This is a genomic window from Streptomyces sp. NPDC001617 (genome assembly GCF_053596855.1).
In genome coordinates, this window is sequence record NZ_JBSFHA010000056.1 from 21,755 (window position 1) to 42,957 (window position 21,203).

Here is a 21,203-nt window from a genome sequence, read left to right on the forward strand (position 1 = left end):
TAGGAGGAGTTCCCGTGGCCATCTCGGTCTTCGACCTGTTCTCGATCGGCATCGGCCCGTCGAGCTCCCACACGGTCGGCCCGATGCGGGCGGCGCGCATGTTCGTCCGCCGTCTGCGCAACGAAGGGCTGCTGTCCTCCGTCGCCTCGGTGCGGTGCGAGCTGTACGGCTCGCTCGGCGCGACCGGTCACGGGCACGGCACGCCCAAGGCGGTGCTGCTCGGCCTGGAGGGCGCCTCGCCGCGGACGGTGGACGTCGAGAGTGCCGACGAACGGGTGGAGCGGATCAAGGCCGCGCGGCTCCTGAATCTGCTCGGCGAACACGAGATCACGTTCTCCTTCGACGACGACCTGGTGCTGCACCGCCGCAAGGCACTCCCGTACCACGCGAACGGCATGACGGTCTGGGCATACGACGCCTCGGGCACGGAGCTGTTCTCGAAGACGTACTACTCGGTGGGCGGCGGTTTCGTCGTCGACGAGGACGCGGTGGGCGCGGACCGGATCAAGCTGGACGACACGGTCCTCAAGTACCCGTTCCGCACGGGCGACGAGCTGCTGCGCCTGACGCGGGAGACGGGCCTGTCCATCTCCTCACTCATGCTGGAGAACGAGCGCGCCTGGCGGACCGAGGAGGAGATCCGGACCGGTCTGCTGGACATCTGGCGGGTCATGCAGGCGTGCGTGTCACGGGGCATGTCGCGGGAGGGCATCCTGCCGGGCGGTCTTCGTGTACGGCGCCGGGCCGCGGTGTCGGCCCGCCAACTCCGGGCGGAGGGCGACCCGTTGGCGCACGCGATGGAGTGGATCACGCTCTACGCGATGGCGGTGAACGAGGAGAACGCGGCGGGTGGTCGTGTGGTCACCGCCCCGACCAACGGCGCGGCCGGCATCATCCCGGCGGTCCTCCACTACTACATCAACTTCGCCTCGGGCGCTGCCTCCGAAGGAGAGAAGGAGGACGGGGTCGTCAGGTTCCTGCTGGCGGCCGGCGCCATCGGCATGCTGTTCAAGGAGAACGCCTCCATCTCCGGCGCCGAGGTCGGCTGCCAGGGCGAGGTCGGCTCCGCCTGCTCGATGGCCGCGGGCGCCCTCGCAGAGGTCCTCGGCGGCTCCCCCGAACAGGTCGAGAACGCGGCCGAGATCGGCATGGAACACAACCTCGGCCTCACCTGCGACCCCGTCGGCGGCCTCGTCCAGATCCCGTGCATCGAACGCAACGGCATGGCCGCGGTCAAGGCGGTCACGGCGGCCCGGATGGCACTGCGCGGCGACGGCTCGCACAAGGTGTCCCTGGACAAGGTCATCAAGACGATGAAGGACACCGGGGCGGACATGAGCGTGAAGTACAAGGAGACGGCTCGGGGCGGGCTTGCGGTGAACATCATCGAGTGCTGAGGCCCGTACCGCGGTCGCGTTCAGAGAACGTTTACCGCGATCGGATTACCTTGTGGGACATCCCACGAGTCCACGCCTCCGAACCCCGTCAACTTCCTTTTCGGACAATAACGCCGACCGAATGGTTCCCGCCACGTGGAATATTCGTCACGTGCCCGGAGTTGTTCGGCGTGTAAATTAAAGAAAAGAATCAGTAGACCTGTGATCAGCAACGATCGATTAGCGCCAGGGGATAGGGGACACTAGGGGCCACAAGCCTCCAAGTCACCCCGGAGGACACTTAGATCAGAAGCCGAGCCATCACTCGGCGCGGGGGGACCATGCTGCATGTCCGCGGTACCGAATCGGCCATTACCGCTCGTCTCCAGCTGAGGCAATCGCTTCCCTTCCGTACTCTGGTTCGCACGTTCCGGGAGCGTGCGGGCCTGACCCAGAGCGAGTTCGCCGAGCTGTCCGGTGTCAGCGTGCGGGCTCTGCGCAACATCGAGAGCGGCCGGGTGGACCAGCCCCAGGCCCGAACCCTGCGGGCTCTGGCGGGTGTACTCGGGCTCGATGTCGACGACATAAGGCGTTCCATGACAAAGAGCCGAAAAACCGCTGACGGGGGCGGACCACGCCTGCGTATCGGCATTCTCGGCCCGCTGACCGTCGGCCGCGGCGGCACCGAGATCGATGTAAGCGCTTTCAAGCTGCGGCGATTATTGTCCCTGCTGGTGCTCTGCCATCCCGAATCGGCCGGCCTGGATGAAATAGGCCGCACCCTGTGGCCGAAGGAACCGCCGCGTTCCTACCCGAATCTGATCCACACCTATGTGAGTCAGGCACGCGGTCTGCTCCGCTCCGCCGGGTCCGGGCCGGTCGACCCGGCCAACTCGTACCTGATCCGCACTCCGGTCGGCTACGCGCTCTCCCTCGACCGCGACGAGGTCGATCTGACCCGCTTCCAGGACCTTGCGGACAGGGCCCGGCAGGCCCACGCCGGTGGGGCCTCGGCCGCCGCCTACGAGCTCGCGACCCTCGCCCATCACTGCTGGCGCGGCCCGATTCTCGCCGACGAGCCCCAGCTGGCGCTGCACCCGGCGGCCACGGCGGCCGGCCGGCAGCGGATCGAGAACCTGCTGCTGTACGCGGATCTCGCGCTGCGGTTCCAGCAGCCGGAGCAGGTGGTGCCCGCGCTGCGGGCCGCCACCGAGGACGAGCCGATGAACGAGAGGCTGCAGGCGCGGCTCATGCTGGCGCTGGCCAGCTGCGGGGAGCAGTCGGCGGCACTGAGGGTGTTCACCGAGGTCAGCGGGCGGCTCGACGCCGAGCTCGGCCTCCAGCCCGGCCAGGAGCTGCGCCAGGCGCATCTGCAGGTCCTGCAGCAGGAGCTGGTCTGGGCCAGGCGCGAACCGCTGAGGCCGCAGCCGGTGCCCGACTCCTGGGACGGCGGGACGCCGGCCCCTCCTCCGCCGCCTCTGCGGCCGTCCCAGCTTCCGGGCCGGACCCGCCACTTCGTGGGGCGCACCGCGCACATCAGGGAGCTGGACCAGTTGCTCCTGGCCCCCGGCGAGCCGGACGGCCAGGTCCCGGCCGCGCTGATCACCGGGCCGCCCGGCGTGGGCAAGACGGCGATCGCCCTGCGGTGGGCGCACCGGGTGCTCGACCGGTTCCCCGACGGGCAGCTCTACATCGACCTGCACGGTCATGCCCGCCGACGCCCCCTCGACGCCCAGGAGGCCCTGGCCGCGTTCCTGCGCGCACTCGGTGTTCCGCAGCACCGCATCCCCGACACCCTGGACGAGGCGACGGCCCTCTACCGCACCCAACTGTCCGGCCTGCGGGTCCTGGTGGTCGTCGACAACGCGCGGGACGAGGACCAGATACGGCCCCTGATCCCCGGTGACGCAGGGTGCGCCGTGCTCATCACCAGCCGCAACGCGCTGCCCGACCTGACGGCCAGGGAGGGGATCCAGCGGATCGTCGTGGACGCGCTCGACGACGCGGAGACCCGGGTCCTCCTCGGCCGGCTACTGGGGCCGGAACGGGTCGGGCGGGAACCGCTCGCCGCCATGGCGCTGGGCAGATACTGCGGCGGTCTGCCCTTGGCGCTCCGCGTCCTCACGGCGCGGCTGGCGCAGCATTCCTGCCTCAGCATCGCCCAGTACTACGCAGAGTTGGAGGACTCCGGACCGTTCCGGGCGCCCGGCGACCCGGGAGAGCGACCGCTGTCCTCGGTCCAGACGGCCTTCGAGCTGTCCTACACGACGCTGCCGGAGCCGACGCGCCGGGTGTTCCGGCTGCTCGGCCGGACCAGGGGTGCGGACGTCACCGCGCACACCGTGGCCGAGGAGGCGGGCATGACGCCGTCCGAGGCCAGGGGGAACCTGTACCGCCTGGCCAACGCCGGTCTGCTGCGGGAGCATGCGCACGGCCGGTTCACCGTGCCCGTTCTGCTGCTGCGGTATGCGAAGTCGCTGCTCGACCAGGAGGAGGCGGAGCGGCTCCGGACGTCCTGAGGAGGCCTGCGCCCGGGTGCCCGGGGTGTTCATCCGCCGAGTGCCAGGCGCACCGCGAAGACGGTGAAGACCGCGGCGGTGAGCCCGTTGGTGAGGCGCAGGGTGGACGCCGAGTGCAGATACCCGGCCAGGCGGTGCACCAATCTGATCCACACGAGCAGCCAGACCAGGCCCAGGGCCAGGTAACAGCAGGCCAGGACGGTGACGCCGAGGACCGGGGGCACGCCGGCGGGCACGAACTGCGGCAGGAACGCCATCAGGAAGATGCCCACCTTGGGATTGGAGCCGGTGCACAGCAGCCCCTGGGCGAAGGCGCGTCGCCTGTCGTGCGGCGGGGCGTCCGCCTGGGCCTGGGGTCCGGGCGCCACGTCGGCCGCCGGACGCAGTGCCGAGCGCAGGGCACGGTACGCCCAGACCACCAGGACGGCGGCCCCGGCCCAGCGGAATGCGGTGAACAGGTCCGGGCGCGCGGCGAGCAGCGCGGCCAGGCCCAGGGCGCCCAAGGTCGCCTGGACGGCCCCCGCCGTGATCATTCCGAACGCGGCGGGGGTCGCCGTACCCGGGGAGCCGGTCAGCACCAGGCGGGTGGTCAGGGCCAGGTCGGGGCCCGGTGTCATGATCACCACCAGGGAGCTCGTCAGGAACGCGATCGCGTCGATCACGGTTCCTCGATGACCAGCCGCTGTTCCAGGGCGCGGACGGCCAGGTAGTCCGACCTGATCTGTGCCTCGTCCGGGTGGGAGAGGATCACGAACCCGAAGTTGAGGCTGTCGACGAGGTCCCTGGTGACCGGGACATGGTCTCCGTCGGACAGGTTCTGCACCGAGAAGTGGTGACTCGGCAGCGTCCGGATCTCCTCCAGGACCGCTGTGCCGCGCACGGTCCCGGAGCGGGAGGCCATGTGGAAGACGCACATCTGGTGCGTCAACAGGTCGTAGCTGTAAGGCAGTTCGCCCCCGGTCAGCCAGCGCACCGTCCGGTCGATCTGGCTGTCGCCGGTGGCGTTGCGGTTGAACCGCGGCTGGCCGCCGCCGTGCGGACGGGCACCCAGCTCGATCAGGACCGGCCCCTCCGCGGTGCCCATCACCTCGACATGTGCGGAGCCGAAGCGGACGCCCACCGCGTCCAGGACGCCGAGGACGTACTCCGCCAGGGCGGGGACGGCGGCATCGTCCGGAGGAAGCCAGCGCATGGTGTCGTAGACGGCCATGTGGGGTCCGTTGTCGACCTTGCCGTAGGCGCACACGTCCACCAGGGAGTGCTTGCCGTCGTGGCTGAAGGTATCCACCACGTACTCGGTGCCGGTGACGAACTTCTGCACGATGAGGCGGTCGTCGACCTCCCCGAACTGGTTGACCCGGCCGATCTGCCGCTCGAACACGGCCCGCCAGTCCGTGCCGCCCGGCACCTTGATCACGCCGTCCGTGCTGGCACTCTTCGGCGGCTTGATGACGAGGTCGGCCCCGGCCAGGCCCTCGCGCTCCAGCCAGGCGGCCGCCTCGTCGGCGTCGGCGGTGCAGAGCTGCGGGATGACCGGCAGCCCGGCCGCCCGTACGGCGTCGGCCATCCGACTCTTGTCCCGGCGGGCCGCGGCCAGCTCCGGCACGTTGCTCAGCTCGGGCAGCACCTGGGGGGCGAGCCGCTCGGCCAGTTCCACACCGGACTCGCAGCCGGCGATGACACAGCGCGGGTCGAGGGCTCGCACCCGCCGTACGACGTCGTCCAGGTCGCCGTCGTGGACGATGACGTCGGGGAAGTCCTGCGGCCGGTAGGAGGAGGCGTACGCCTCGGGCGGGCGCGGGCTGCTCAGCACCGCCACCACCGGGACGCCCTGGCCGCGCAGGGCCTCGGTGAACAGGGCCCCCGAGGAGTAGGGGTCGACGACGACGCAGGGTCCCTGCCGCTGCTCCGTGCGCACCTCAGCGTCCGCCATCGGCGTCCTCCTTCCGGGCCAGGGCGGAGACGGCGGCGCAGTAGCGGGCGAAGAACTCCGCGGCGGGCTCGCTGACACGGCGCGCGCGCACCGGGGCGTGCACCATCCCCTCCTCCCGCACATAGGTCACCGGCGTGCCGTGCTCCTTGAGGAGGGCGGTGTACTTCTCCGCGTCCACGCACAGGGAGTCCATCGCGCAGCCGACGACATAGGCCGGCGGCAGGCCGTGGAACGCCCCTTTCAGCAGCGGTGAGACGTACGGGTCGGCGGCCTGTTCGGGCTGCGGGCAGTAGCAGGCCGTGTAGAACTCCATCTCGCCGCCGGAGAGCAGGGGCGCGTCCTCGCCACCGTGCCGCCAGCGGGTGAAGTCCAGGACCGGACTGATCACCGCCTGGCCGCGCGGCCGGGGGCCGCCGCGGTCGCGCGTCATCATCGACAGCACCACGGCCATGTTGGCGCCGGAGCTCTCCCCGCAGATCACCGCGCCGGTCGGGTCGAGGTCGCCGAGCCCGAGCCCGGGCAGGTCCGCGAGGGTGCCGCACAGACCCGCGTAGCAGTCCTCGAGCGGACCGGGGAACGGGTTCTCCGGCGCCATGTCGAAGTCCAGGGCTATCGCCACCAGCCCGGTGCGGGCGGCCAGTTCGGCGACCAGGCTGTGATGGCTGTGCAGCGAGCCGATGACGAAGCCGCCGCCGCGGATGTAGAACAGCACGGCGTGGTCGGCGCGTTCGGCCGGCTCGTAGATGCGGATGCGGGCCGTGCGGCCCTCGTGGACCACGGTCGCGTCCCGGTGCGAGACACCGTCGGGCACCGGGATGGGGAGTACCTCGGTCAGCGAGTCGTACAGGACGCGCTGCCGTTCGACGGGATAGGTGTAGAAGTCCGGCGGCAGCGCGCCGTTCACCGTCTCCACGAACTTCTCGATGCCATCTGCGTAGGCCATGCGCGGCTCGCTCACTTCCGGAATCCAGGGTGCCGGATCGTTCGGCACGGGCTGAGGGGTGGGACGGGTCAGGGGGTGTCGGCGGCGACCGGTCCGCTGCGTCCGGCCGTCTCGTCGGGCGGGACGGTGACGGTCTCCGTGTCCGCGCGGGGCCGCTCGCTCATGCCGACGAGGGTGGCGGCCACAGCGCCCACGGTCAGCAGTCCGGACAGCCACCACACAGCTGCCGACGACGCCTGCCAGACGGCGACGCCGAGTACGGGACCGATCGCGTAGCCGATCTGCATGGGGAAGGCGGCGGCCGCGATGTAGCGACCCCGCAGGTGCTCGGGGGCGACCCGGCCCGGCCAGGCCGAGGCGGTGGGTGTGCCGATCATCTCGCCGGACGTCCACACGACCGTCGCCACCACGTACATGGCCATGCTGGGCCCGGCGACGTACAGGTTCATCCCGACGCCGACCAGGCCGATGCCGAGTGCCACGGCGACCTTGCCGGGAAGGTGCTGCACGTACTTCGTGAACAGCAGCTCCAGGGAGATGACCATGATCGCGTTGAGCGACAGCAGGCTGGAGTAGAAGGCCACGCCGTGTCCGTCGGACTTGATCTGGAGCGGCAGGGCGGAGGTGTGCTGGATGTAGACGACGGCGTTGAGGAACAGCGCCAGCAGGAACAGCGTGTACCGGCGGTCCCGCAGCACGGCGGCGTATGACCGGCTCTGCCCGTCCGCGTGCTGCGTGGTCGGCCTCGCCTCGTTCCCGGAGCGGGCCAGGATCAGGGCGAAGGCGGCGAAGCCGAGCTGTGCGCCCGCCTCGATAGAGAAGATCAGGTCGTACGAATGACTGATCAGCAGTGCGCCGAGCAGCGGGCCGACCGTGGTGCCGAGGTTGAACGCCATGCGGTACACGGCGAACACCATCACGTGGTGGTCCTCGGGGGTGCGCTCCACCAGCAGGGCGGAGGAGGCGGGCCGGTACATCTGCGCCAGCAGACCGATGACCGCCGCCACCGCGACCACCAGGGGCAGGCTGCCCAGATGGGGCAGGCTCAGCGTGCCCAGTCCGGCGAGCGCCATGGAGGCGACGATCGTCCACGCGTAGCCGATGCGGTCGGACGCCGAACCGCCCACCAGCACGCCGACCACCGAGCCCACACCGTAGGCGCCGAGGGCGAGGCCCGCCTCGGTCGCCGAGAAGCCCTTGGCGGTCAGGTAGAGGACCAGGTAGATCTGGAGGAAGTTGCCGAGCCGGTTGACCAGCATGCCGACGAGCACGAGCCAGATGGGGCCCGGAATGCCCCGCATGGCCTGCAGGATCGACGGGCGGCCGGTCTTCCCGGGATCGGAGGACGTCTGTCCGGTCTCGCTCATCGGGGCGATTCCTCCACCGGGCGGCCCGCGAGTTCGACGATCTCCGGTGTCCTGAGCAGTGCGTCCCGGGCCTGTGCCATCGAGTCCGCGAGCGAGATGACCCTGGCGTAGCGCGAGATGTACCCGCGCGGCGGCAGCCGCAGCACGGCCCCCGGGTCGGCCATCGGGTCGGCGCTGTGGATCTCCGGCGAGAACCGGTCCTCGTGCACGGTCACCGACTCGATCTCGGTGTCCCGTTCGGGGTACAGGAAGGTGATCGCCGCGGCCCGGTGCCGGCTCGGTGTCGTCTCGGGGCGCCGTCCCGCCGCGACGTCGGCGGCCGCCAGCGCCACGTCGACGCCGGTGGCCAGCTCACCCAGGTAGGGGATCATGTCGCCGCCGAGGCGGGCGTTGACCTCCATCAGGTACGGGCCGTTCGGAGTGAGCCGGAATTCGGTGTGGCTGACGCCGGTGTGGAAGCCCAGCGCGGCATGGCTGGCCCGCAGCGCCTCGGCCAGCTGCGGGTCGGTCAGCAGTGGGTCGGCCCCGTCGACCTCGTGGCCGATCTCCTCGAAGAAGGGCGCGAGTCCCACCTTCTTGCGGGCCACCGCCAGGGCCGTGCCCTCGCCCGCGAAGAAGACGGCGTCGACGCTGATCTCGGGGCCGTCGACGTACTCCTCGACCAGCACGGACACCTCGAAGACGGGGACGCCCGGGTAGGAGACACCGGTCGCCGCCCGGTAGGCGGTCTCCACCTGGTCGGGAGAGTCGGCCCGGCGCACGCCCATGCCGCCGGCGAGTCCGCGGGGCTTGAGGACGACCGGGAAGCCCAGCTTCTCGGCCGCGTCCCGGGCCTCGTCCAGGGACCGCACACCGATGGAGGCCGGCTGGGCGACCCCGGCCCGCTCCAGCGCGACCCGGGTGGCGTTCTTGTCCCGGCAGGCGGTCACGGTCTCGGGGCTGTTGCCCGGCAGCCCGAGCGCCTGCGCCACATGGGCGGCCGGGGTGACCAGACCCTCGTCGTAGCAGAACACCCCGGCCACCTCGTGGTCGGCGGCCACCTGACCGGCGGCCTCGACGAGGAGGTCCGGGCGGGTGTTGTCGACCTGAGTGGCACCGACGACGTAGGGCTCCTCCCAGGTCACCGGGGCCGGCTGGAGCAGCCACAGCGCATAGCGCCGACTCACCGACCGAAGAATGAACTCCCGACTGCGCCGGGCGCTGCTGCCGATCAGCAGCAGTAACGGCTTGCCAGCGTCCGTGCCCATGTTCCGCTCTCCTCGCATGTGGTCACTCGTGATCCGGTGGGCGCGCGCCGGGGGCCGTGCCGGACCCCCGGCGCGCGTACCGGCCGTCTGTAGAACACCGGCCGGTGCCGGGGCGTTGCAGTCGTCGACGGGTCAGCCTGCCGGCGCCGGGCGGGCCAGCGCGGCTGCCAGCGGGCGATGCTCCAGGGCCACACCGCCGCAGGCCGCCCGCGGCGTGGGCCAGCCGCGGTCCGGCGGGCGGTCCGGGAAGACCGCGGTGACCCGGTCGCCCACCCGGACAGCCGGGATCTCCGCGCGCAGCCGGGCCACGGAGGTCCTGCGCTCGTGCCACGGACACGTCAGCCGGCCGTCCTCGGCCACGTCGGCCAGGTGCAGGGGGCCGCCGCGGTGCGGGCACCGGGCCCGCATGACGAAGCCCCGGCCGCCGACCGTCGCGTAGACATACGGTGTCCCGGCGACCACCACACAGTTGTCCCGCCCCGCGGCGGGGAAGGTCACGACAGGCACTTGCGGTAGTCCCCCACCGAGTGGATCTCGTAGACGCACTCGTCCGACTCGATGTTCGCGCCGTGCAGCCGGTTGCGCTTGATCACCACACCCTCGCCCGCCTGGAGGGTGAGCGAGGAGCCGAGGCCGCTCTCGAAGCGCATGGTGCCGGAGACGATGTGGCACAGTTCGTCGCCGTCGTGGCAGTGGGTGTTGGACAACTCGCCGCGGGGCTCCACGATGTGGGCCACGGGCGCGTCGACCTTGCCCTGCCTCAGCCCCTCGAAGACCGGGTCGTGCAGCTTCTTCAGCTCGGGCTGGGCGTCCATCCACGCGATCTGCTCGGTGAAGTCGAAGTCGGCGACCTCCAGGAGCACCCGGTACTCCTCGACGCCCCGCACGATCTCCGGGATGACGCCCTCGCCGTGGGCCTCCACAAGCGGCTTGATGATCTTGTCTCGGGCCATCCGGCCGTGGTGCTGGTCGATGTGCACGTGCTCGGTGAAGTAGGTGGTGTCCACCGTGTCGCCGAAGACCTCGCGCAGCAGTCGGTCGGCGCGGCGGCAGAAGTCGACCAGGGAGCTCTCCGTGTAGTAGAGCGCACCCACGTAGCGGAAGAACAGCTCGTGGTTCTTGCCCAGGTAGTGGAAGTAGTTGTTCATCAGCAGGCTGCTGTTGAGGTAGTACTGCCAGTACCGGTGGAGGTCGGACTCCAGGCCGACGGACTCCAGGGTCCGCTCGAACAGGGTGCTGTGCTTGGTGTCGTGGACGCCGTAGCCGTACTCGTCGATGACGACCTTGAACCACTCCGACTGCGCCGGGCCGTAGTACCCGAGCACGTTGCGGATCATCGGGGAGGCCTCGGAGAGGAAGTCCGGCGCGAACTGCACCAGCCACATCCGGGCCGCGCGCTCGGGGTCCGAAGAGCCCCGGACGGCCTTCTCCACCGGCGACTGCTCCTCGTCGCCGCCGGTGTCGAGGGAGTCCAGATAGGCGTCCAGGCCCTGAGCCGTCCAGTTCCCGGACGTCTCCACCTCGTCGTCGAGGAAGCCGAAGGCGTAGCGTTCGAGGGCTGGGCGGATCCGCTCGCCGAGTGCCCGGTTGGCGGGGCTGTAGAAGGTCCGGAAGTCCTCTTCCTGGCCCTTGAGGCCGCCCTTCGGGAAGAACACGAGGTCGGCCTCGTAGATGCTGGTCAGCAGGCGCTGCACGGCCAGGCTCGGGTAGTTGAGTATGTTCTCCCGGCCCGGTATCCGGTCGTAGTCCAGGTGGGGCAGGACCTGCGGCCTGAGCTGCCGGCGGTACGGCCTGTCATGGTTCAGCCAGTCCATGTTGTCGTGGTAGATCGGGGCGGTGGCGTACTGCACCACCGCGTCGCGCAGTTCCGCGCCACTCAGCTCGAACGGGACGTGCGGCGGGACATGACTCATCGCTTGCTCCCTGGGTGCTGGGTCGTGAGGGGTGGGGCGGCGCCGGGTCAGAGGCCCACGCCGAGGACGAAGTCGCTCCAGGTGAACCGGAGGGAGACGGCCTCGCCCGCCTTCGTCGGCAGGGGCTTCTCCAGCCCGACCCAGCCCTGCATCCAGTGCGAGCCGGGGTTGTCGGGCGAGTTGGTCAGGACGATGCCGTTGCCCATGTCCAGCTCGAACCAGACCACCAGGGCCTGTGCCTCGCCGTCGTCGATGGTGGGCAGTACGAGAGTGCGCTCACCGGGCTCCAGCGGGTCGCGCGCCAGGTCGAACTCCAGCAGCGGCACCTCCTCGGAGAGGTACCGGTGCGGCCAGGTGTCGAGCCGCATGGGGAAGTGGCTGCGGGTCGCGAGGGTGTTCATGAGAGAGACGTCGAAGCCGCCTGCCGTGGTGACCTGGTTGAGCCTGGTCGCCGCCTCGCTGCTCACCAGCCTGCCGTACAGCCGGGCCGCCGACGGCATCATGACGCCGTCCCGCGCCAGGAGGTGCTCGCGTGCGTGGCGCACGGAGGGCAGCAGGCCCTCACCGATGAGGCCGCAGTCGACGATCTCGGACACCAGGACATCCACCGGTCCGCCGAGGTCCCGCACCGGGTCCAGCTCGGTGGACGGCCGACCGATCACGGTGATGACGTCGGACAGGCCGTGCGCGTCCACGACGTTGCGGGCGACCTCGGCCAGCAGCGGGTTCATCTCGCAGGTGAAGACCCGGCCCGCCCCCGCCCGGGCCGCGGCCATGGCGAGCAGCCCGCTGCCGGATCCGATGTCCAGTACGGTCGCCCCGGCCGGAATGCCCCGCTCCAGGGCGGTGACCAGGGCGTCGTTGCGCTCGGCGTCGTTGAGCATCGCGAAATGCCAGCGCGGAACATTCCTGCGGGCGATCCTGGCGAAGATGTCCGCGTCGAGGGAGAGACTCTCCGGTGGCATCCTCAGCAGCGTGGACGCCTGTTCGGCGAGCACGCTCATCTCCTGCGCGAGCGACTCCAGCATGGCCGCGCCCAGCCGGTACGGCGCATGGCCGGCCGGTAGGGTCGCCGGGTTCCGCGATGCCTCCGGCCCGGCCGACGCACCCTGCACCCGTTGTAAGTGACGCATATTGCAATTGCTCCTTACGCTGACTCGCCGGGTTGACAGTGGGCGCGAGGCAGTTCGCGACACCGCCCCGCCACCACACAGCGACCGTACGTAACGGAGTTGTTGCGGAACTTCAGCCGCCCTCCAGCCGAATCGGCACGTTCAGGAGCCCAGGAGACACATCTGACCAGCATCGTTGGGACGACTGCCGGTCCACTGGAGCGGGGCGGCAGAACCCGGCCGAGGCACCGGCTCGTAGACGGATCCGCCGGGTCGGAAACGTGGGCACCCAGTGCTGTGACCGGAAAGGTTTGCCGGAAAGCTCGCGGCGTCCGGTGCGGTGCATCGCAAGGCGGAGCATCGCCCGCGTACTGGATGTACTCGGGTGATGCGACAACGCGGCGAGGCGCCGTGCCGGGCGTCGCGAGCCGGTGAACCTGTCCGGTCACAGCACTAGCGGGCGTCGTGGAAGATCACGCCGAGTACGTGCCGGCGGCCGCCGTGCACGGCGCTCACTCCGTGACGCAGCATCACCCGGCTCCAGCCCCGTGGCGAGCGCACCGGGCGGTGGTGGACGGCGAAGATCAGACCCTGGCCCTGCTCCGGGCGGCGGACGAGAGGGCGGGACTGGGCGCGCGGCCGCTGTTCCACGAAGACGCTCTCGCCGCCGGTGAAGTCCCGGTCCGGCCGGTCCAGGAGGATCGCCACCTGGAGCGGGAAGGTGAGATCGCCGTACACGTCCTGGTGCAGGCAGTTGTAGCCGCCCTGCTCGTAGCGCAGCAGAAGGGGGGTCGGCCGGTGCTGCCCCTGGGCGGCGCAGGCCGCGACCAGGTCCTCGTGCCGACCGGGGAACCCCGGCTCACCGAGCCGCGCGGCCCAGGTGTTGGCGATCCGCGCCAGGGACGGGTACAGCTGCCGGCGCAGGGCCAGGACCGGCTCGGGCAGCGGATAGGAGAAATAGCGGTACGACCCCTCGCCGAACCGGTGTCGGGCCATCGTCACGGTGCTGCGGAACAGTCCCGGCGCGTCGTACGACTCCCGCAGCCGCGCGCACTGTTCGGGCGTCAGCAGGGGCGGGGTGAGCGCGACGCCCTCCGCGTCCAGCTCGGCCGCCAGGGCCGGCCAGTCGAGGTGCCGCAGCGCGGGCAGCCCGTCATCGGCGGCGGTCGGCCAGTCGGCGGGCACCGGCTCGGCGAGCCCGGGCAGGGGCGGGGTGTCGTAGGCGTTCACGCGCTCAGCTCTCGGTGGTGGAAGGGCGTACGGAAGAACGGAAGAAGGGGAGGTGGGCGCCGAGGACGGGGGATCACCCGGCGCCCACCGCTCAGGGGGCCGGCGGGCCGCTGTGGGCCTCCAGACCGAGCAGGAAGCGCTTGGCCTCCAGGCCACCCGCGTAGCCGTTCATGCTGCCTCCCGAGCCGAGGATCCGGTGGCACGGCAGCACGACGCAGACCGGGTTGTTGCCGAGGGCTGTGCCGACCGCACGGGCGGCCCGCGGCCGGTCGAGCGCCGCGGCCAGCTCTCCGTAGGTGGCGGTGTGCCCGTAGGGGACGAACGCGTCCAGCGCCATGACCGTGCGGCGGCTGAACGGGGTGGCGAGCCGCAGGTCGACCGGTACGGTGAAGTCCCGGCAGTCGCCGGTGAGATACGCGTCGAGCTGGGCCCGCGCCTCCCGCAGCACCTTCTGCCCGGCCGCCTCCGCGTCCTCCTCCGCTACGGGGCGCAGCCCCGCCTTGGCGATGCGAGCGACGGCGTCCTCGCGGCTGCCGTAGCAGCACAGCACGAGCGCGTCGGCGGTGGCCGCCAGCACGAGCGGCCCCACCGGTGTGTGGTGGACCGCGACCGCCGCCGTGGTGTCGCGGGGGGTGTTACTGGTTCGCAAGGCACAACTCCATGTTCGTCCTGGCCGCCGGGTTCCGACGGCCGTCATGCGGTGACGGGCCTACAGCTCTTGCAGGCGCGGTACCCGGCCCGTCCGGCTTCGCGCGCGGTACGGAACGGCACCTGGTGGGGCGGGGTGATACGGCGGGCGTGGGCACAGGTGGGATGGCAGTAGATCCGGGTCGTGTCGCTGCCGAGGTAGACCACTCCGCTGCTCTGCAGCTCCGCCACCCGCCGCGGATCGATGCCCTCCGCGGCGCGCAGCGCGTCCCCGACCTCGGGAAGCTGGTCGGCATCGCAGGGAGTGCCGATGTCGTACGTCACGCGGTGGCACGGGATCAGCACGGCGGCCGGGTTCCCGGCCAGCGCGCCGACCACGGCCTCGGGGGCCACCGCGGCCTCCTTGGCGATCCAGCCGACCGGGCGCAGCTGTCCGGCGGGGATGGCACGGACCGCCTCCAGCACCGCCCTTTCGACCGGGCCGAGCGGGGACAGGTCGATGGGCAGGCGCCGGGCGCGGCCGGTGCGCAGCGCGGTCGCGACCCCTGGGAACGGCTTGGCCGACCATACGGCCGAACGGTGGGTCCGGGACCGGTGCAGTTCCTCGAAGGCCGCCGCGGTCAACCCGCCCGCGTCCAGGGCCGCACCGGTCACCGCCTCCGGGCTCGCCGCGACGAAGAGACCGCCGACGGCGGTGTCGAGACGGACATAGGCGTCGTAGGTCTCGCGCGGGATGCCGACGCGCCGCAGCACGCGCAGGGCGAAGTCGGCCGGTGGTTCCGCGGCCAGCCCGGCCAGCCCGGTCAACCCGGCCGGGGCCGCACCGGGGCGCGGTGTCTCGTGATCACCCCTCATGTCGTCACCTCCTCCAGCACAGCGGTCTCCGGCTCCAGCTGCCGGCGCAGCCCCTTCAGACCCCGGGACACCTGTGCCTTGGCCGTCCCGACCGCGCACCGCTGCACCTCGGCCACTTCCGTGTAACTCAGTCCCAGCACATGCCGCAGCACCACGGGTGTGCGGTGGTGTTCCGGCAGCTCAAGCAGCGCCATGACCAGGCGCCGCCGGTCCTCGGCGAGCGCCGCCCGCTCCTCCGGTCCCGGGCTGTGATCGGTCCAGACGTCGGCGGTGTCCTCCACGGGCACCCCGGCCAGGGCGGGCCGGCGCGAGCAGGTGCGCAGGTGGTTGCGCCACACATTGGCGGCGATGGTGAGCAGCCAGGCGCGGGGTTTGAGCTGCCGCCTCCGCTCGGAGTCGTAGTCCTGTAAGGCCGTGTAGGCGCGCAGCAGGGCGTCCTGCCCCAGGTCGTCCGCCTCGGTGGCGGAGCCGCAGACCCGGAGCAGGAACGTGTACACCGCCCTGCCGTGCACCCTTACCAGCTCCGTGAAGCCGTCGTCGAGGTCCACCGCCAGGAGTTCGGTCAACTGCTGCTCGGCCTTCTCGTCCATCACCGAATGAAACACCGCTGCCGGGCAAAGCGTTGCACCGCGCCCAGGCGATCTCGGCCACGGACCCGACGGACGCCGAAGTGGCCACGCGGAGCTGAGGTTTCCACGGCGCCTCCACGTCGCGCCCACATGTTTCCCCGTGGGCTCCGAATACCCCGTGCCAAGGTGGAGATTCGTCAACCACGGTCGCACCACCGGCACTTCAGGGAGATCCCCATGCTGCACGGCATCGACGTGAGCGCCTTTCAGTCCGCCACCTACAACACGGACGGCTCCTCCTTCGTCTTCATCAAGGCGACGGAGGGCCGTTCGTACGTCAACCCGAGACTGACCGCCCAGACGAAGACGGGCCGTGACGCCGGCCTGGTCGTCGGTTTCTACCACTTCCTCTGGCCCGGCCACATCGAGGCCCAGGCGGAGTACTTCGTCGAGCACGCTCCCGAGAAGGCGGGCGACCTCCTCGCCGTGGACTGGGAGACGACGAGCTCGGGCACGCACGCCAGCAACGGGGAGAAGGACCTGTTCATCCGCACCCTCAAGGAACTGCGCCCGAACAACCAGGTGGTGCTCTACTGCAACCGCGACTTCTGGCTGAACATCGACCGCACCTCGTACGCCGGCGACGGCCTGTGGATCGCCGACTACGTGACGGCGGGCAAGCCCCGCATCAAGGCCAAGTGGCGCTTCCACCAGTACACCAGCGACCCTCACGACAAGGACGTCGTGGACTTCGCCGACGAGGCGGCCTTCAAGGAGTGGGCCAAGGGGGCGTGAGAGCCGTTTCACCACAGGCGGGGGTCAGTGAGGCCGGGTCCGAGGTGGTGGTCGAGTGTGCCGGACGGGCCTGGGGCCTGTTGCGTCACGGGGCAGGCGGGACTTCGCAACAGCCCTAGGCGCGCCACTCCGCGGTGCGCTCCGGGTCGGCCGCCGCCAGCGCCTTCGTCACGCCGGCCACGCCGTCCCGCAGGCCGTACACCGGCGTCCCCGGCTGCTGACGCCAGGACTCGTCGAGGCCGCCCGCGTCGACCGTGTCGAAGCCGAGTTCGTCGATGAGGGCGCGGACCTTGCGCTTCGCCGCCTCGTCGTCGCCGGCCACCGGGAGGGCCTGGCGGTCGGGGGTGCCGGCCGGGAGCGGGCGTTCCAGGATGTCGATGGCGTACGTGCCGTTGAAGGCCTTGATCACCGTGTGGCCGAGGTGCTGCGGGTCCAGCGGCTCTCGGTGAGGCCCTCGTCCTCGATCCCGGCGATCCGGCCGTCCCGCTGCTGCGGGTAGTAGTTGCCGGTGTCGATCACGGCCACCCCCTCGGCGGCCCCGTCCAGCAGGCCGGAGGGGAGGTTCGGGATCGCCTTCAGGGGGACGGTGACGACGACGATCTCCGCGTCCTTCGCCGCCTCCTCCACCGGGACCGGTGTCGCGCCGGTCTCCTCGGCCAGCTCGGTGAGGGTCTGCGGGCCACGGGAGTTGGCGATGGAGACGTCGTGGCCGAGGGCGGTCAGCCGCCGGGTGAGGTTGCCGCCGATGTTGCCCGCGCCGATGATGCCGATCTTCATGACAGGCCTTTCCCGAGTCCAGCGTCGATGCACACGCATACGTCTGGGTGGCGTCAACCAGGGGGGTCGCAGGAGTATTCCGGCGGTCCCCCGGGAGTGTTTCCGGCGGGCCTCGGCAGTAGTTCCGGGGGCTGGACCTAGCGGGTGACGGGCCCCGGGTCCCGCTCAGAGCCGTACGACGATCTTGCCCGTGTGCGTGTTGGACTCCATCAGGCGGTGGGCGTCCCGGATGCGGTCGAGGCCCTCGAAGACCTCGCCGACGACCGGGCGGAAGCCACCGTCCGTGAGGCCCGCGTTGAGGAAGGCGACGGAGCGGCGGTGGTCGGCGGGGGTGGTGAAGTGCCTCATGTTGGCGTACGTGTGGAGGGTGAAGGGCCAGTTCCGGGGGATCTCGGCGGGGCGTCGGTCCAGCCAGCCGTAGGCCACCATCGAGCCGCCCGTCGCGAGGGCCTCCGCCAGCGGGCGGAAGCCGGGGCCGCCGATCGCGTCGAAGATCACTTCGACCCCGTTGCCCCCGGTGAGCCGCCTGACCTCCTTCGCCACCGCCTCCGGTGCCGACTCCCCGGTGACGATCACCTCCGCCGCGCCCAGCTCCAGCAGGTGCCCGCGCTTGGCCTCCGTCCGGGTCGTGGCCAGCGGGATCGCGCCGATGCGGCGGGCGACCTGGATCGCCGCGGTGCCCACGCCGCTGGAGGCGCCGGTGATGAGGACATGGTCGCCGGGCCGGAGACCCGCCGTCTCCAGCAGGGCGCCGTACGCGGTCGTGTACGTCAGCCAGGCCGCGGCGCCGGCGACGGGGTCCACGGAGTCGGGGACACGGAAGACGGAGGTCTCGGGGAGGACGATCCGCTCGGCGTACACGCCCTGTGCGCTCATCTCGATTCCGGGACCGGTCAACACCCGGTCCCCGATGGCGAGTTCGGTGACGCCTTCGCCGACCGCCGCCACCACGCCGGAGGCCTCGTAGCCGAGACGGGAGGCGGGCAGGGTCGGCTGGTAGTAGTAAGTGCCGGAGCGGAAAAGGGCTTCGGCGCGGTTGAGGCCCAACGCCTCCACGCGGACGAGGACTTGGCCGGGGGCGGGGTCCGGGACGGTCGTCTCCTCGATCCGGAGGACTTCGGGGCCGCCGATCTCATGAAAAAGCACGGTACGTGCGGTGGTTGGCATGCGGAAAACACTAAGAGGCGGACGCGAGACGATCCATGTCCGCAGATCTTGGTTTCCTGTCCGATCGTCTCGCCGACCCAACTCCCGGATACCGTAAGGACATGGACGTACTCAGCGACGCCGTCGCCGCCATGCGCACCGGGCGGCCGCACTCCGCGCGCCGGGACAAGTACGCGCCCTGGGGCACACGGTTCGCGGCCTCGGAGGGTGCCGGGTTCCATGTGCTGCTGCGGGGGTCGGCGTGGCTGATCCCGGCCGAGGGCGAGCCGGTGGCGCTCGGGCCTGGGGACGTGGTGTTCCTGGCGCACGGGCGCGGACACGCGCTGGCCAGCGGTCTCGACGTACCGCTGGAGGACGCACAGCCGTCCAAGGACGGCAGTTGGCCCGAACCCCCGTCCCCGCCAAGGGAGTCGGAACCGGACACGGTCATGCTGTGCGGTGCCTACCAGCTCGACCGCGGCCGCACCCACCGGCTCCTGTCCGAGCTGCCGGAGGTCGTGCACCTGCCCGCCTGCGTGGGCGCCCACCGGTCGCTGCGGGCAGCGGTGGAGCTGCTGGGCATGGAGCTGGAGGAGCGCGCGCCGGGGTCGGACGCCATCGTCACCTCGCTCCTCGACACCCTGCTGCTCTATGTCCTGCGTGCCTGGTGGCAGCGCGACCGCAAGGGCACCGGCTGGTCGGCCGCGCTCGCCGACCCCGCCGTGGCGGCGGCCCTGCGCGCCATCCACGGCGACCCGGCGCACCCGTGGACGGTCGGGGAACTCGGCGCGGCGGGCGGCCTGTCCCGCGCGGCCTTCGCCCGCCGCTTCACGGCGCTGGTGGGCGAGCCGCCGCTCGTCTATCTCACCTGGTGGCGCATGACGACGGCGGGCCGCCTCCTGCGCGACGAGGGTCTCCCCCTCCGCCAGGTGGCCGAACGCGCGGGCTACACCTCGGAGTTCGCGTTCGCCAAAGCGTTCAAGCGGGAGTACGGGGTGGCGCCGGGGCGGTACCGAAGGGGAGCGTCCTAGCTGCCGAAGGGGTCTTCCGGCTCCCCCGCAGCACCTCCGCCGCCCCCTCCGCGACCGCCCGGACCAGCGCCTCATGTGCCTCGTCCCCGGTGTTCGGGTCGTGGGCGCGCACTCCGGTCAGGGCCGGCAGGTCGATGAGACCCTCGCGAAGCACCAGCGTGAACTCGGTGAACAGGTCGGTGAGTACGGGGTTGTGCGCGGCGGCGACCAGGGCCGCGTGGAAGGCGATGTCGGCGTCGACGAAGGCCGCGTCGCCGCCGGCCGAGGCGGTACGGCGGCCCCGCAGTGCCCGCTCCATCGCCGTGACGTCCTGCGCCGTACGGCGCCTCGCGGCGAGGCGGGCCGCGTGGACCTCGACGGCCATGCGGACCTCGTAGACGTCGGTGACCGCGGCCCGGCGCAGCCGGGTCGGCCAGTCCTCGGCGGGCTCGGTGGCGGTGACGAAGACGCCGGCGCCCTGCCGGGGTCGGACCTGCCTGAGGGGCGCTGGAACGTGCGCGTCCGGCGCCGGGCATGAGAAAGGGGCCGGTCCCACGAGGGAGCGGCCCCTGCTCGGGTCACTTGTTCAGGTACGCCCAGAACTCGTCGAACGACAGGACCTTGTCGCCGTTGAGGTCGCGGGCCTTGATGATGACCTCGGCGACCGACTCGGTGACGTTCCAGTCGCCCTCCTGGGCGAGGGCGGTCTTGAACTCGGCGGCGGTGATGAAGCCGTCACCGTCGGTGTCGATCCGCTGGAACTCCTTGCGCGCTGCCTCGATGTCGGCCACCGATCCGCCCCTTTTCTCCGTAATACAGGTCTTGCCGTGCTGCTGTCGCAGGTCAGATTAGCTGGCCGCGCGCGCCTCCAGCGCGGCGGCCACCCACGCGAACTCCTCCTCGTAGGCCTTCACGGATGTTCCCTTCAGAATGCCGAGCAGTTCGCGGTAGCGGGCGAGCCGGACGTTGTGGGTCGCCTTGACGCGTTCGAGGATGTCGGCGCGGTCGGCGTTCCCGAACAGCTTCCGCAGCACCTTCTCGGCCTCCGGCGACTCGGGCGCGATCCCGCGCTCGCGCGCCTGCCCCGCCAGCTCGATGAGCTGCTTGACGAACCACATCGACGCCCCGGCGGGCGTGTCCTGCCCCCGGCCGTCGTGGTTGAACTCGGCCGCCCTGCGCATCTGCGCCCGGAACTCGGGGTCCTGCACCATCTCGGCCAGCTCGACCCAGGCGTCGACCTGCTCGGGTGTCGGGTCGTCCGGCAGGTTCACGGCGGTGTTGCGCATCCTGTCGCGGATGTCCGGATCCACATGGTCGAGCCCGTGGAACATCTCCTCCACGAACTCCTCCATGATCCGCCTGCGCTCGGCCGCCGACAGCCGTGCCAGTTTGTTCATCAGGGTCATCTCCTCTGCGGTCGAACCGCGTCGCGCCACGGTCGACAGCACCGCCCGGGTCGTCCGCAGCGAGCGGATCTGCGCGTCCAGTGCCACCACGTGCGCCGCCGCGACCTCCGCCACGGTCCGCTCCCCGTCCAGCACCTTGCGCACGTCGTCCAGGCCGAGGCCCAGCTCCCGCAGGGTGCGGATCAGTTCCAGGCGGGCGGCCGACTCGGCGTCGTAGAGCCGGTAGCCGCCCGTGGAGCGGGTGACGGGGGCCAGGACGCCCTCGTCGGACCAGTAGCGGATGGTGCGCACGGTCAGTCCGGTGGACCGCGCCAGCTCTCCGATGGTGAGAAGTCCGGTGCCGTCGTCGATCATGTC

20 protein-coding genes and 2 pseudogenes are annotated in these 21,203 nt (G+C 71.1%); 5 read left to right on the plus strand and 17 right to left on the minus strand.

Features of this window, described 5'->3' with window-relative positions; all coding sequences use genetic code 11:
• The first annotated feature begins 14 nt into the window (after positions 1-14).
• The 3 genes and pseudogenes from ACWC09_RS33950 (at position 15) to ACWC09_RS33960 (ending at position 3,895) form a co-directional block, all read left to right on the plus strand.
• Positions 15-1,397, plus strand: a complete 1,383-nt coding sequence (locus ACWC09_RS33950) for an L-serine ammonia-lyase (protein ID WP_450854770.1) — start codon at positions 15-17, stop codon at positions 1,395-1,397.
• Positions 1,398-1,717: 320 nt separating this feature from the next.
• Positions 1,718-1,954 (plus strand): annotated as a pseudogene (locus ACWC09_RS33955) (helix-turn-helix domain-containing protein); the annotation flags it as partial.
• An 18-nt stretch (positions 1,955-1,972) separates the two neighbouring features.
• Positions 1,973-3,895, plus strand: coding sequence for a BTAD domain-containing putative transcriptional regulator (locus tag ACWC09_RS33960; RefSeq protein ID WP_450854811.1), 1,923 nt, complete (start codon positions 1,973-1,975; stop codon positions 3,893-3,895).
• Positions 3,896-3,924: 29 nt separating this feature from the next.
• Here the strand turns inward: ACWC09_RS33960 and ACWC09_RS33965 are convergent, their stop codons facing one another.
• The 12 genes from ACWC09_RS33965 to ACWC09_RS34020 all read right to left on the minus strand — a co-directional run bounded on the left by ACWC09_RS33965 (position 3,925) and on the right by ACWC09_RS34020 (position 15,733).
• Positions 3,925-4,557 carry a LysE family translocator gene (locus tag ACWC09_RS33965; RefSeq protein WP_450854771.1) on the minus strand — a complete coding sequence of 211 codons (633 nt, stop codon included), beginning with the start codon at positions 4,555-4,557 and terminating at the stop codon, positions 3,925-3,927.
• A complete protein-coding gene (locus tag ACWC09_RS33970) occupies positions 4,554-5,828 on the minus strand; it encodes an ATP-grasp domain-containing protein (protein WP_450854772.1) in 1,275 nt (424 codons plus the stop codon). Before ACWC09_RS33970 ends, ACWC09_RS33965 begins: the two co-directional genes overlap by 4 nt.
• Positions 5,815-6,771, minus strand: coding sequence for an alpha/beta hydrolase (locus ACWC09_RS33975; RefSeq protein ID WP_450854773.1), 957 nt, complete (start codon positions 6,769-6,771; stop codon positions 5,815-5,817). Before ACWC09_RS33975 ends, ACWC09_RS33970 begins: the two co-directional genes overlap by 14 nt.
• Positions 6,772-6,839: 68 nt before the next feature.
• Entirely contained in the window at positions 6,840-8,138 is a 1,299-nt protein-coding gene (locus ACWC09_RS33980) for an MDR family MFS transporter (RefSeq protein ID WP_450854774.1), read from the minus strand.
• Positions 8,135-9,385, minus strand: a complete 1,251-nt coding sequence (locus ACWC09_RS33985) for an ATP-grasp domain-containing protein (protein WP_450854775.1) — start codon at positions 9,383-9,385, stop codon at positions 8,135-8,137. The genes ACWC09_RS33980 and ACWC09_RS33985 overlap by 4 nt, the downstream gene beginning before the upstream one ends.
• Positions 9,386-9,517: 132 nt before the next feature.
• Positions 9,518-9,892, minus strand: a complete 375-nt coding sequence (locus tag ACWC09_RS33990; protein ID WP_450854776.1) for a Rieske 2Fe-2S domain-containing protein — start codon at positions 9,890-9,892, stop codon at positions 9,518-9,520.
• Positions 9,880-11,298, minus strand: coding sequence for an iron-containing redox enzyme family protein (locus ACWC09_RS33995; protein ID WP_450854777.1), 1,419 nt, complete (start codon positions 11,296-11,298; stop codon positions 9,880-9,882). The genes ACWC09_RS33990 and ACWC09_RS33995 overlap by 13 nt, the downstream gene beginning before the upstream one ends.
• Positions 11,299-11,345: 47 nt before the next feature.
• Positions 11,346-12,431 (minus strand): 50S ribosomal protein L11 methyltransferase, encoded by a 1,086-nt coding sequence (locus ACWC09_RS34000; protein ID WP_450854778.1) that lies wholly within the window; start codon positions 12,429-12,431, stop codon positions 11,346-11,348.
• 432 nt (positions 12,432-12,863) lie between these two features.
• Positions 12,864-13,640 (minus strand): 2OG-Fe(II) oxygenase, encoded by a 777-nt coding sequence (locus tag ACWC09_RS34005; RefSeq protein WP_450854779.1) that lies wholly within the window; start codon positions 13,638-13,640, stop codon positions 12,864-12,866.
• A 91-nt stretch (positions 13,641-13,731) separates the two neighbouring features.
• Entirely contained in the window at positions 13,732-14,289 is a 558-nt protein-coding gene (locus ACWC09_RS34010; protein ID WP_450854780.1) for a methylated-DNA--[protein]-cysteine S-methyltransferase, read from the minus strand.
• Positions 14,290-14,333: 44 nt separating this feature from the next.
• Entirely contained in the window at positions 14,334-15,143 is an 810-nt protein-coding gene (locus ACWC09_RS34015) for an MGMT family protein (protein WP_450854781.1), read from the minus strand.
• Positions 15,140-15,733, minus strand: a complete 594-nt coding sequence (locus ACWC09_RS34020) for an RNA polymerase sigma factor (protein ID WP_450854782.1) — start codon at positions 15,731-15,733, stop codon at positions 15,140-15,142. Before ACWC09_RS34020 ends, ACWC09_RS34015 begins: the two co-directional genes overlap by 4 nt.
• 216 nt (positions 15,734-15,949) lie before the next feature.
• Here ACWC09_RS34020 and ACWC09_RS34025 point away from each other — a divergent pair, with 216 nt between their 5' ends.
• Positions 15,950-16,507, plus strand: a complete 558-nt coding sequence (locus ACWC09_RS34025) for a GH25 family lysozyme (RefSeq protein ID WP_450854783.1) — start codon at positions 15,950-15,952, stop codon at positions 16,505-16,507.
• 115 nt (positions 16,508-16,622) lie between these two features.
• On the opposite strand, the pseudogene ACWC09_RS34030 reads toward ACWC09_RS34025, so the two are convergent.
• A pseudogene (locus ACWC09_RS34030) lies at positions 16,623-17,284 on the minus strand (NADPH-dependent F420 reductase).
• A gap of 165 nt (positions 17,285-17,449) precedes the next feature.
• Positions 17,450-18,451 (minus strand): zinc-dependent alcohol dehydrogenase family protein, encoded by a 1,002-nt coding sequence (locus ACWC09_RS34035; RefSeq protein WP_450854784.1) that lies wholly within the window; start codon positions 18,449-18,451, stop codon positions 17,450-17,452.
• A 101-nt stretch (positions 18,452-18,552) separates the two neighbouring features.
• Between ACWC09_RS34035 and ACWC09_RS34040 the strand changes: the two genes are divergently transcribed.
• Positions 18,553-19,461, plus strand: coding sequence for an AraC family transcriptional regulator (locus ACWC09_RS34040; protein ID WP_450854785.1), 909 nt, complete (start codon positions 18,553-18,555; stop codon positions 19,459-19,461).
• On the opposite strand, the gene ACWC09_RS34045 is transcribed toward ACWC09_RS34040, so the two are convergent.
• Genes ACWC09_RS34045 through ACWC09_RS34055 form a run of 3 tightly spaced genes read right to left on the minus strand, consistent with a single transcriptional unit; the run spans position 19,409 to position 21,200 of the window.
• Complete coding sequence (locus tag ACWC09_RS34045) at positions 19,409-19,996, minus strand: FCD domain-containing protein (protein WP_450854786.1); 588 nt, start codon at positions 19,994-19,996, stop codon at positions 19,409-19,411. The genes ACWC09_RS34040 and ACWC09_RS34045 overlap by 53 nt on opposite strands.
• 22 nt (positions 19,997-20,018) lie before the next feature.
• The gene (locus ACWC09_RS34050; protein WP_450854787.1) at positions 20,019-20,231 is read right to left on the minus strand and encodes an EF-hand domain-containing protein; all 213 of its coding nucleotides are present in this window, start codon (positions 20,229-20,231) and stop codon (positions 20,019-20,021) included.
• Positions 20,232-20,288: 57 nt separating this feature from the next.
• The gene (locus ACWC09_RS34055; protein ID WP_450854788.1) at positions 20,289-21,200 is read right to left on the minus strand and encodes a helix-turn-helix domain-containing protein; all 912 of its coding nucleotides are present in this window, start codon (positions 21,198-21,200) and stop codon (positions 20,289-20,291) included.
• Between the last annotated feature and the right edge of the window lie 3 nt (positions 21,201-21,203).